The sequence below is a fragment of the Pseudomonas sp. Y24-6 genome (assembly GCF_020295325.1).
GTDB classification, from domain to species: domain Bacteria; phylum Pseudomonadota; class Gammaproteobacteria; order Pseudomonadales; family Pseudomonadaceae; genus Aquipseudomonas; species Aquipseudomonas gregormendelii.
On record NZ_JACBXG010000002.1, the window covers coordinates 37,872 to 49,691 of the forward strand.

At 61.6% G+C, this 11,820-nt stretch carries 6 protein-coding genes; 2 read left to right on the top strand and 4 right to left on the bottom strand.

Annotated features, from left to right (window positions below; translation table 11 throughout):
* Positions 1–337 precede the first annotated feature (337 nt).
* The gene (locus tag HYI44_RS03850) at positions 338–2,089 is read right to left on the bottom strand and encodes a flavin monoamine oxidase family protein (RefSeq protein WP_225568832.1); all 1,752 of its coding nucleotides are present in this window, start codon (positions 2,087–2,089) and stop codon (positions 338–340) included.
* A gap of 222 nt (positions 2,090–2,311) precedes the next feature.
* Between HYI44_RS03850 and HYI44_RS03855 the strand changes: the two genes are divergently transcribed.
* Positions 2,312–3,718 carry an adenosylmethionine--8-amino-7-oxononanoate transaminase gene (locus tag HYI44_RS03855; RefSeq protein WP_225568833.1) on the top strand — a complete coding sequence of 469 codons (1,407 nt, stop codon included), beginning with the start codon at positions 2,312–2,314 and terminating at the stop codon, positions 3,716–3,718.
* Positions 3,719–3,873: 155 nt separating this feature from the next.
* On the top strand, positions 3,874–4,593 hold the full coding sequence (locus HYI44_RS03860) for a 16S rRNA (uracil(1498)-N(3))-methyltransferase (protein WP_201148162.1): 720 nt from the start codon (positions 3,874–3,876) through the stop codon (positions 4,591–4,593).
* A gap of 90 nt (positions 4,594–4,683) precedes the next feature.
* Here HYI44_RS03860 and trhA read toward each other — a convergent pair whose 3' ends face one another.
* The 3 genes from trhA to HYI44_RS03875 form a co-directional block, all read right to left on the bottom strand.
* Positions 4,684–5,301, bottom strand: a complete 618-nt coding sequence (gene trhA / locus HYI44_RS03865) for a PAQR family membrane homeostasis protein TrhA (protein ID WP_045059841.1) — start codon at positions 5,299–5,301, stop codon at positions 4,684–4,686.
* A gap of 179 nt (positions 5,302–5,480) precedes the next feature.
* Positions 5,481–5,936 carry a chemotaxis protein CheW gene (locus HYI44_RS03870; RefSeq protein ID WP_122841155.1) on the bottom strand — a complete coding sequence of 152 codons (456 nt, stop codon included), beginning with the start codon at positions 5,934–5,936 and terminating at the stop codon, positions 5,481–5,483.
* Complete coding sequence (locus HYI44_RS03875; protein WP_225568834.1) at positions 5,929–11,820, bottom strand: Hpt domain-containing protein; 5,892 nt, start codon at positions 11,818–11,820, stop codon at positions 5,929–5,931. The genes HYI44_RS03870 and HYI44_RS03875 overlap by 8 nt, the downstream gene beginning before the upstream one ends.

An 11,820-nucleotide genomic window follows, 5' to 3' on the forward strand; every position in this document is an offset into this window, starting at 1 on the left:
AATCCTGTGAGAACTGCGACCAAGACTATCGACTTATCTATCGAATTAAAGCGGAAAATTTTGCTTTGAAATATCGAGAAATACGATCAAGAGTGTGAGACGAGTGAGTTAAGGAAAGATTAAAGGCCAAAGCGTGGCGGGATGTTAGTGGCAGACCGGAAATTAAATGGTAATCGTGAGGACGCTTTCGCGGGCAAGCCCGCTCCCACAGTAAATGCGTAAACCGAGAAATCACGTACGACACAAAACCCTGTGGGAGCGGGCTTGCCCGCGAAGGCGATAGTGCGGGCAAAAAAAAGCGCGGCCATTGAGCCGCGCTTCTGGTCAACAGCAAATTTTACTGAGCCTTGGTCTCAGTGGTTGCTGCCGGTTTAGCCGCTGGCTTCCTGGCCGGTTCAGCCTTTTTTGCCGGGGCTTTGGCCGGGGCTTTTTTGGCCTCGGTCTTGGCTGCCGGCTTTTTCACCGGTGCTTTCTTTGCAGGCTCGGCTTTCACCGGTGCCGCAGGCTTGGGCGCTTCAACCGGAGCCGGCGCAGGTGCTGGTACCGGCGCCGGGGTTGGGGCAACCGGAGCGGCGGGGGCTGGCGCCTTAGCAGGTTCCGGCTTTTTCTCATCATCCGAACCACCAAACAGGTTGGTGAAGAAGTTGCCCTTCTTCGCCGCAACCGCGCCTGCCGCCGCAGCAGCCGCCACTGGCACAACCTTCGCTGGCTCAAACGACTTGCCTGCCGCCAGGTCTTCAACCTGGCTGGCCGCGCGCTGACCGGTGCGCAATGCGCCTTCCAGCGTGCCAGGGTACAAGGTGTCGGTGTGTTCGCCAGCGAACGCTACACGCTGCAACGGGCGCTCCCACAGGCGCCAGTACTTGCTGATCTGGCCAGGACCAAAGGCCAGGTAAGCGCCACCCATGGAAGGGTCGGTGCTGTAGCGGCGGATTTCATAACCGGTGAACGAGCCGCGGGCCTGGGGATAAAAAGCGTGCAGGCGAATCAGCACCTGATCGGCCATCTGCTTGTCGCCGAAGGCCTGCATCACGCGGGCGTTGTCGCCGGACAGGTTGATCACCACATTGGCGCCACCCTTCAACGCCGGCTCGACCCACAACATGCCAAGGCCAGTGTTGCTGTAGATCTCGCCGGACATGCGCGCCTTGCTTTCCCACACAGGCGTCTTGAACTTCAGCATGATCTGGTCGCGCCAGCCGTAGTTGGTGCCCTTGATCGCGCCCAGGTGCTGGGCATCCAGAGCGGGGGTCAGCTGGATCTTGTTCAGTGCGCGCAATGGCACAGCCACCACGACGTAGTCAGCCTGATAGCCAACGCTGCCGACCTTGACGGTCACGCCATCCTTGTCCTGGACAATGGACGAGACCGGGGAGCTGGTCTTGATGGTCTTCAGTTGCTTGACAAATGCCTGTGCCAGCACCGGACTGCCACCGATCAGGCGCGACGCGCGCAAGTCACGGTCGGAAACGCCCAGGTAAACGCGGCTCTGCTGCGCGAAGTACAGCAGTGACAGGCGCGACGGCTCGTCGTAGCGGGTACGGATTTGCTGGTTGATCAGCTGACGGGCCGTGGCAGGCAGTGTCAGGCGGTCGAGCCAGTTGGAGACGTTGATCTGGTCGAGGGCGTGCAGCGTGTTGTTCGCGGCCGGGTTCTGCGGGTCCTCGATCGAGCGGGCCAGGTCGTCGACGGTCTTCTCGTAGCGTTTGAGCGCTTCGGCAGTGGTCGGGTCCTTGATCGCCAGGTCGGCAGCGCTGTAATACACGCCATCGATCAGGTAGCTCGGGGTGCGCACGAACTCCGGGGCCGGCGTGGTGCCAAGCTTGAACGTCGACACGTACTTGTTCAGTACCGGCTGGGTCTTATCGTTGCCAATCCACTCACTGGTGGCCATGCCGGAGCGACCACCCAGGCTCGGCTTGGCTTCCAGCAGGGTGACCTGCCAGCCTTTGTTCTGCAGCTCGTAAGCCGCCGTCAGGCCGGAAAGCCCGCCGCCGATCACGATCGCTGTTTTATCCTTGGCCAGCGCAGACACGCTGAACAGGCCCAACATCACCAGCGCACAGGCGCGCAGCCAACCAGCAGACATTCAGCGAACTCCGGAAATACACGAGGAAAAATCAGTTTTGCGAGTCAGACGACTCAAGGAATGGCGAAGAATACGTCAGCCATCAAATGGCCGCCAGCGACGTCTATCGCCCCATTCAATGTAGCTCAATTGCCCCAATGGGTTGTTCCAGGGCGAGTCATTGCATAGGCTTGCGCGATTGCGTGTCCGCGTTTGTCACGGACTGCCTCGAGGAGACTGAATATGGGCCTGAATAATCAGTGGATGCAACGCGATCTCGCGGTGCTGTGGCATCCCTGCACCCAGATGAAAGACCACGAACAGCTGCCGCTGATTCCGATCAAGCGCGGGGAAGGCGTGTGGCTTGAAGACTTCGAAGGCAAACGTTACCTCGACGCCGTCAGCTCCTGGTGGGTCAACGTGTTTGGCCACGCCAACCCGCGCATCAACCAGCGCATCAAGGATCAGGTCGACCAGCTCGAACACGTGATCCTCGCCGGTTTCAGCCACCAGCCCGTGATCGAGTTGTCCGAGCGCCTGGTGCAGATGACGCCGGAAGGCCTGACCCGGTGTTTCTACGCCGATAACGGTTCGTCTTGCATCGAAGTCGCGCTGAAAATGAGCTTTCACTACTGGCTCAACCGCGGTCAGCCGAACAAAAAGCGCTTTGTCACCCTCACCAACAGCTACCACGGCGAAACGATGGCAGCGATGTCGGTGGGCGATGTGCCGCTGTTCACCGAAACCTACAAGGCGCTGCTGCTCGACACCATCAAGGTGCCAAGCCCGGATTGTTACCTGCGCCCTGAAGGCATGAGCTGGGAGGCGCATTCGCGCAACATGTTCGCGGCCATGGAACAGACTCTGGCCGAACACCACGACACGGTTGTAGCCGTGATTGTCGAGCCACTGATCCAGGGCGCCGGTGGCATGCGCATGTACCACCCGGTATACCTCAAGCTGTTGCGTGAGGCCTGTGATCGCTATGGCGTGCACCTGATCCACGACGAAATCGCCGTCGGTTTCGGCCGTACCGGGACGATGTTCGCCTGCGAACAGGCGGGCATCCGCCCGGACTTCCTGTGCCTGTCCAAGGCCCTGACCGGCGGCTATCTGCCGCTGGCCGCCTGCGTCACCACCGACGATGTCTACAGCGCCTTCTACGACGACTACCCGACCCTGCGCGCCTTCCTGCACTCCCACAGCTACACCGGCAACCCGCTGGCCTGTGCGGCGGCGCTGGCCACCCTGGATATTTTCGAAGAAGACAACGTCATCGAGAACAACAAAGCCCTGGCCCAACGCATGGCCTCCTCCACCGCGCACCTGGCCGACCATCCGAACGTCTCGGAAGTGCGCCAGACCGGCATGGTGCTGGCGATCGAGATGGTCAAGGACAAGGCCACCAAAGAAGCCTATCCGTGGCAGGAACGACGCGGCCTGAAAGTGTTCCAGCATGCGCTGGAACGCGGGGCCCTGCTGCGGCCCCTGGGCAGCGTGGTGTACTTCCTGCCGCCGTACGTGATCACGCCTGATCAGATAGACTTTCTGGCTGAAGTGGCCAGCGAAGGGATCGACATTGCAACGCGCGACAGCGTCAGTGTGTCGGTGCCGGAAAACTTTCACCCGGGATTCCGCGATCCGGGTTGATTGGCCGGAAAATGAAAGCACTGTGGGAGCGAGCCTGCTCGCGATAGCAATCGGCCAGCCAGCACTCATCGCGAATGCGAGACCGAATCGCGAGCAGGCTCGCTCCCACAGAAGGCACCACCTTTTATGATTCACTCCCTTTCCAGAGAACCCGCATGAGACTGTCCCGCTTCTTTATCGACGCCCCCCTGAGCACCGGTGAGCACGAGCTGCCCGAGGCACAGGCGCACTACATCAGCCGCGTGCTGCGCATGGCCGAAGGTGATGCGTTGCAGCTGTTCGACGGCTCGGGACAGGAGTTCCGCGCCCGACTGGTAGAGGTCGGCAAGAAGCGCGTGGTGGTGCAGATCGATGAGAGTTTCGCCGGGCAGGTCGAATCCCCCTTGCAGATCCACCTCGGCCAGGGTTTGTCCCGTGGCGAGCGTATGGACTGGGCGATCCAGAAAGCCACTGAACTGGGCGTGAGCGAGATCACCCCGATCTTCAGCGACCGTTGTGAAGTGCGCCTCAAAGACGAACGTGCCGACAAACGCCTGATGCACTGGCGCCAGGTGGCAATCAGTGCCTGTGAGCAATGCGGACGGTCGAGGGTCCCGGTGGTTCATCCGCCACAGTTATTGGCTGATTGGCTCAAGCAGACTCAAGCGCAGCTGAAGCTGGTGCTGCATCCAGTGGCCGAGCCGTTGCTGAGCCACTCCAAGCCCGCCACGCTGGCGTTTCTGATCGGGCCGGAAGGCGGGCTGTCGGATGCCGAGGTTGATCAGGCCAAGGGCGAGGGCTTTCATGCGGCACGGCTTGGCCCGCGTGTGTTGCGGACCGAGACGGCGCCGGTTGTGGCGCTGGCGGTGGCTCAGCAGCTTTGGGGGGATTTCTAGATCAAAAGATCAAAAGATCGCAGCCTGCGGCAGCTCCTACAGGAGATCATATTTCCCTGTAGGAGCTTCTGAGATCTGTTGATCCGTTGTTCAAAGCACGTAAAAGAAAATCGCCACAAAGTGCAGCAAGCTTCCCGCGATCACAAACAAATGCCAGATCCCATGCGCATGCCGCAGCCGGTGGTCCAGCGCAAAAAAGACGATCCCCACGGTGTACAACACCCCGCCCGATGCCAGCCAGGCAAACCCTGTCGAACCCAGCGCGGCTAACAATGGCTTGACCGCCACCAGCACGATCCAGCCCATCACCGCGTAAATCACGATCGACAGCACCCGCGCTTCCGACCGCGGTTTGATCTCCTGCAGGATGCCAATCAGCGCCAACCCCCAGACGATCCCGAACAAGGTCCAGCCCCAGGGACCGCGCAGCGTGACCAGGCAAAACGGCGTGTAGCTGCCGGCGATCAACAGATAGATCGAAAAGTGATCGACCTTCTGCATAATCGCTTTCTTGCGTCCCCGCACGCTGTGGTAAACGGTCGAGGCGCTGTACAGCACCAGCAAGGTGAAACCATAGATCGCCACACTGACAATTTTCCACGGACTGCCGTCCATGCTGGCAATCACCAGCATCCATACCACGCCGACAAAGGCCGCCACCGCCCCCACCAGATGCGTCCAGGCGTTGAGTTTTTCCCCGTGATACATGTATTGCCTACCTCAAAACCCATTACGACAATGCGCAAGGCTCCGGCTTGAAGCCTGAAAACGCAACGCTTCAGACCGCATCATCCGCATTAAAAATCCGCTGGCGGCATTACTACACCTGGTTGCAGGAGCGTTCGGCGACATCCCAGGAGCCTTCCCACAATGCTTTCAGAACCCCGTCAGACCAGCCCCGCCTCCACCAGCAAACCTTCCAGCGCCAGCAAGTCAGGGACCTTGGCCACTTGATCGCCCACCTGCACCGCGGCTTGCTCCAGCGTGCACAAGGGCACATCGACATAGCTCAACTGGCTGTCGAGCTTGCAGGACCGTGGAATGCCCTGCACCAGCAGTGCGATGAACTTCAGTTCCGGGCGCCCACCCAGGGCATTGAGGATCACGATCCGCACCCGCTCGCCCATGACGATTTTCTGACCACAGGCCGACTCGAAACTGAGCATTGGAATCTGCCGGTCCCGCCACCCTACCCGCCCCAGGTACCAGGGCGGCGTGTCCAGGTCGAACGTGCCCGGCTGGTAGTCGATCAATTCGGCGACCGCCACATTGGGCAGAATCAGGTGGCGATCGGCCAGGGGCAACAGCAGCCCGGTGAGGTTGCTGGTGCGGTGTTCAAGCATGGGGTTTGCTCCAGAAGGCGATGCTTTCGAGCAATACCGATTCCTGATACGGCTTGCCAAGGTAATCGTTGACGCCAATGGCCATGGCGCGGTCGCGGTGTTTCTGTCCGGTGCGCGAGGTGATCATGATGATCGGCAGATGCTGCGTACGCTCGTCCGCGCGCACTTGGGTGGCCACTTCGAAGCCATCCATGCGCGGCATTTCGATGTCCAGCAGCATCAGGTCGGGCAGGTGCTCTTCCAGCAGCAACATGGCGTCGACTCCATCCTTGGCGGTCAGTACGTTCATGCCGTGACGTTCCAGCAAACGACTGGTGACCTTGCGCACCGTGACCGAATCATCAACCACCAGCACCAGCAGGGGTTTGTGCGACTCTGGCTCGGCGTCTTGCATCAGGGCCTGACGCGGCAAGCGGGTCTGCATGGCGCGGATCGGCGCCAGCAGGTCGAGAATCAGCACCACCCGGCCATCCCCCAGGATCGTTGCTCCGGACAAACCTTGCACGGCAGCGAACTGCGGGCCGAGGCTCTTGACCACGATCTCGCGAGTGCCGGCCATGGCGTCGACTTGCACGGCGATGTGGCGTTCGTTGCACTGCACCAGCAACACCGGCAGTGGCAGGTTTTGACCCAGCAGCTTCGGGCGGCTGCTGGTTTTCAGCAGTTCGCCGAGGTAACACAACTCATAGTGCTGCCCGGCATACTTGTAGGTTGGCGGATCCAGGCGATAGTGGCCTTCAAGTTCATTGGGCAAGACACGAACGATGCCGTCGATGGTGTTGAGCGGGATCGCATACTGGTCTTCCGCGCATTGCACCATCAGCGCCCGGTTGACCGACACGGTGAACGGCAGGCGGATGCGAAAATGCACGCCCTGCCCGGGCACCGAGTCAATACTCATGGTCCCGCCCAGCTGCCGCACCTCTTCGTGGACCACGTCCATACCCACGCCCCGCCCGGAAATCTGGGTGATTTTTTCCGCCGTCGAAAATCCCGGTTGCAGGATGAATTGCAGCACGTCGCGGTCGCTGATGTCGCTGTCAGGCGCCAGCAGGCCACGCTTGATCGCCTTGCGGCGTACCGCGTCCAGGGGCACGCCGGCGCCGTCATCGCGGATATCGAAAATGATGTCCCCACCCTCGCGCGACAGGTCCAAGGTGATCGTTCCCTGAGCGGGCTTGCCCGCAGCGATGCGCACCTCGGAGGATTCCAGGCCGTGGTCCACGGCGTTGCGCAGCATGTGCTCCAACGGCGCGGCCATGCGCTCAAGGACGTTACGGTCCATCTCGCCTTCGGCGTTGCCGACGATGAATTGCACATCCTTGCCCAGTTCGCCGGAAACCTGACGGACGATACGCTTGAGGCGCGGCAGCATCCGTTCGAACGGCACCATGCGTGTACGCATCAGGCCTTCCTGCAGCTCGGTATTGATGCGCCCCTGTTGTTGCAGCAGGTTTTCGGCGTCCTGATTGCGCCGGTCGAGGGTTTCCTTGAGGTCAAGCAGGTCGGACGCGGACTCGAACAGCGCACGCGACAGCTGTTGCAGCTGCGAATGACGGTCCATTTCCAGCGGATCGAATTCCTCGTACCCCAGACGTTCGGCTTCCACCTGCTGGCGGCTGAGGATCCGCCCCTGGGTTTCCGTATCGAGGCGCCGCAACTGGTCGCGCATGCGCTCGATGGTGGTTTCCATTTCGCTCAGGGCCACCCGTGCATCGCTGACCTGCTGTTCGATGCGCCCGCGGAAAATCGAGGTTTCACCGGCCAGGTTGACCAAATCATCCAGCAACTCTGCCGAGACCTTAACCATGTCGGCGCCGGCGTCAGGCTGCGGTGCAGGAGGTTCGGGCCTGATCACCGCAGGTGCCGTGACAGAATCTGCCGGCAACACCGGGTGACTGAAATTGCGGATCGAGTCGATCAACTGATCGGCAGGCGGCATAGGTTGACCGGCGCGCGCCGCGTCGAGCATTTGTGCCAGTCGGTCATGGCTGCTCTGCAACAGCGCGAACAAGGCATGGGTCGGATGCAGTAAGCCTGCCGACAAACCTTCATAGAGGAATTCCAGCTCGTGGGCCAGGTCACCGATCGGTGCGATTTCGACCATGCGCGCGCCACCCTTGAGGGTGTGCAGATCACGCAGCAGGTTTTCCACTTCCTGGCGATTCGCCGGGTCGGCCTGCCAGCGCACCAGCGCCGCCCCGGAGTTTTCGATGATGTCGAAACCTTCCTCCAGGAAGATTTCCAGTAGCTCCGGATCATGACCTGGGTGATCGCTGACCGGCAGCGGTCCAGCCACTTCAGCGCTGCCGAGGTTGTTCTGGCGAAACTCGCGGATGGCCTCGATCAGTTCATCTGGCTCATCCAGGGGATGCTGGTCCTGCAACTGCTCAAGCATCTGCCCGAGGCGATCATGGCTGCGCAGCAACAGCTGCGCCAAAGCATCGGTGTGCTGATAACGGCGATCCACCAGGCCTTCGTACAGCCCTTCCAGTTCATGGGCCAGATCACCCACGGACTCGACCTCGGCCATCCGCGCCCCGCCCTTGAGCGTGTGCAGGTCACGTTGCAACGACAGCAGCGGTGCGGCGTTTTCCGGGTCGCTCAACCAGCGTTGCAGGGCCTGGCCCGAGCTTTCGAGGATATCCACAGCCTCTTCCAGGAAGATCGACACGATAGCGTCGTCTGGTTCTGCCTGCGCCAGTTCGGCAGTGGCGCTACCCAGCTCGCGAATGCTCAGGGCGCGGCTGCCGTCGCTGCGGATCAGGCCGGTGGCCGACGGGTCCAGGCTTTCATCCAGCAAATCGCGCAAGGCTCGCACACGCGCCGGTTGCGGGCTGACTTCCTGGCCGGCTGCCAGCTCGTCGAGCATGTTGATCAGCGCTTCATGGGCACTTTGCGCTTCATGGAAAAACGCCGGGCTGACCGCCAGGCTGCTTTCCTCCACCGCACCGTACAGATCGAGCAAGGCTTCACACAGCTCATCCACCGGATGCAGATCAGCCAGGTGCGCGCCTTCACCCAAGGTCGTCAATTCGTCCAGCAGCGCGCTGAGTTCCTGGCGTTCACCGGGGTGTTGCTGCCAGCGTTGCAGTAAGCTCTCGGCGTCCAGCAGGATGTCCATGCCCTGGGCCAGAAAATTGTTGATCAATTGCGGGTCGCGCTTGATACGTGGCCGACTCTGGGGTGCGCTCATCAGGGTTTGCAGGCGCATGGCCAGCAGTGCATGGGTTCGCTCGATCAGATGCTGCGCGCCCGTTATCTCGGCCAGCGGATCCGTCTTTAGCTGACGCAGGCCTAGCCGGAACAGCCCTTCGGCCTCCATTAACAGTTCCACTTCGTCCAGGTCCAGTGCGAGCAGGTGCGCCTTGTACTCGCGGGCAAGTTGATCCAGCGGCGCGGCCAGTTCGGCGATCGGCACCACGCCGGCCATTGAGGCGCTGCCCTTGAGCGTATGCAAGGCGCGCTGCAACTCGTCACTGGCCTGCAAGGGCACATGCTCGGCGGCCTGGTCGAGGAAGCGATTGACGCTGGCCAGATGGGTTTCGGCTTCGTTGCGGAAAATTTCCAGCAGCAGCGGATCGAGTGCCGCGACGTCCTCTGCATCCTCATCCACCAACGGTTGCTCGCCCTTGGCCAAGGCATGCGCACGGGCCGCCACCTGGTCGACATCATTGCGCTGGCGCTGGGCATTGCGGGCAAATTCCGCGACCAGCTCCGGCAACAGCTGCAGCACATCAGCCAGCAGTTGCTGCACGCCAGCGCCCGGCTTCACGCTGTGTTCGAGCACTCGATTGAGCAGGTTTTCCACCGCCCACGCCAGCTCGCCCAGAATCAGCGCCCGAACCATCCGGCCGCTGCCTTTGAGCGTGTGGAAGGCCCGGCGCAGCTCACTCAGGGCCGAAGTGTTCTGCGGGTCGGCAGTCCAGCGGGGCAAGTATTCACGAAGGACTTGCAGTACTTCGTCAGTTTCTTCCAGGAACACTTCACGCAGTTCATCTTCCACCGGCTCTTCGCCCGCGGGCGGCGGTAGCAGGCTACCCGGGGTATGCAGCGCCGGGGGATTTACCGCAGACACAGGATTGGCGAGCACGTCCGCGAGGGTCTGCACCAACTCAGGAGCACCGTACGCCTGCAACTCCTGCATGAGGTGCGCTTCAGTCGGCTCCGGCACTTCTTCGAGTTCCGGGGCATGCCGGGCGCGAGGGAAAACACCCAGTGCGGCGAGGCCTTTCTCGGCAACGTCGAGCACCTGTTCCCCGGCCGCTTCAGGGTCGTCGCTGAGGCGCTCCAGGTAATACTCGATGCTGGTCACCACGTCGGCCAGGCTGTCGAGCTCCTGCCATCCCGGCTGGCCAGGATCCAGCAGCAGGTGTTCACGGATGAACTGGTTGCACGCTTCGACCAGGCTGGCAGCGCGACTCAACGGGATCATCGCCAGTGCGCCGCGGATCTGCGTCAACAAGGCAGGCAAGGGCTGCAGGTGTTGGCGGTCCCAGTCGGCGTCGATGTAGTCGACGATCATGTCCTTGGCCTGTTGCAGGCAGATGCGCGCTTCGCGGATGACGATCTGGTGAATCTGTGTCAGGTCGGTGGTCGGCAAGCGGCTGTCTTCATGGCTTTCCGGTTCCAGGTTGCCGACCATGCCGGCCAGGTTCGCTTCAACGTAGAGCAAGGCGCCCGCGACGTCCATTAGGATGGCGTCCGTGGGCTCACGCTGGCCTTGGGCCAGGCTCAGGACCACCGCCAACTGATCGATGATCACCTTGCGCGGCTGGCCAAAACCCAGCACCGCCAGGGTGTCGGCGATTTGCCGCAGGGGCGACAGCAGGCTGTCGAGATCGGCGATGTGTTGGCGGTCACTGCGCACGAACAGGTCCAGGCGCTCCTTGACCCGCACCAGCTCTTCGCACAGCGCCACCAGCACCGAACGCATCGCATCGCGGTCGGGACCGCCCAGGCGCGCGCGCTCGTCATCAACCATTGCGCTGTCAGGCAACGCGTCCTCTAGGGAGTAGCGATCTTTCATGGTCAGCATGCGCCCGGTGGGGTGTTCGGCCTTGGCAATGTAGAACAGCAAACTCTTGAGCAGCTCTGGTGGTGCCGGTTGATTGATGCCGCGCATGCCTTCTTCGAGCAAGCGCTTGAGTTCCGTGTCGGCTTCCTTGAACAGGCTGCGCAGCGCCGGACTGTTGGCAATCGCACCGCCACGCATGCCTTCTACCAGCGCCGAGGCCACCTGCCACAAGGGGCTGAGCGGCGCCTGACCGGAGATACTTTCGAGTCGCGCGAACACCTTTGCCAGGTAACCGAGATGAGTATCGTCATCCTGTTCGCGCAGCAAGCCAACGAGTGCCATCTGCAGCATCTGCCGCAACTTGCGCAACACATTGGCCAACTCTGGCGGCTCCAGCTGCGCCAGCGCTGCGTCGTCCAGCGGGGGCAAATCCGGCAGTTGCGGGCTGAACAGGCTGGTTTCCGACAACAGCTCCTCGCCGCGGGCACTGCGCAAATCATTGATCAGGGGCAACACCACCAGCGGCAAGTCCCGGCGCGCACCTTGCACCCGGTCAAGGTACACAGGCAACTGCGCCAGCGCCTGCACCAGCAGGTGGATCGCTTCTTCACGATGGCTCACGCGGTTCTGCTGCAAAGCCTGGGTCAGGTGTTCCATTTCTTCGGCCAGCAGCGCCGCGCCGTAGAATTCGACCATCTGCAAACTGCCATGAACCTGGTGGATGCACGCCAGGCATTCAGCGAGCGCCAGGGGCGTCTGCTCTTCGTCCATCGCCATGCTCTCCAGACGGAGCGCCGCCTGCCTCAGCGTTTCGGCAATCTCGCCCTTGACCCACTCGAGGGCCACGTAGTCGTGCCGCTCACCCAT

What these genes read in the sequence shown, in the direction of transcription:
- HYI44_RS03860 (WP_201148162.1), top strand. Translation starts at nt 3,874, where the DNA reads ATGAGACTGTCCCGCTTCTTTATCGACGCCCCCCTGAGCACCGGTGAG.
- HYI44_RS03875 (WP_225568834.1), bottom strand. Translation starts at nt 11,820, where the DNA reads ATGGGTGAGCGGCACGACTACGTGGCCCTCGAGTGGGTCAAGGGCGAG.
- HYI44_RS03850 (WP_225568832.1), bottom strand. Translation starts at nt 2,089, where the DNA reads ATGTCTGCTGGTTGGCTGCGCGCCTGTGCGCTGGTGATGTTGGGCCTG.
- HYI44_RS03870 (WP_122841155.1), bottom strand. Translation starts at nt 5,936, where the DNA reads ATGCTTGAACACCGCACCAGCAACCTCACCGGGCTGCTGTTGCCCCTG.
- HYI44_RS03855 (WP_225568833.1), top strand. Translation starts at nt 2,312, where the DNA reads ATGGGCCTGAATAATCAGTGGATGCAACGCGATCTCGCGGTGCTGTGG.
- trhA (WP_045059841.1), bottom strand. Translation starts at nt 5,301, where the DNA reads ATGTATCACGGGGAAAAACTCAACGCCTGGACGCATCTGGTGGGGGCG.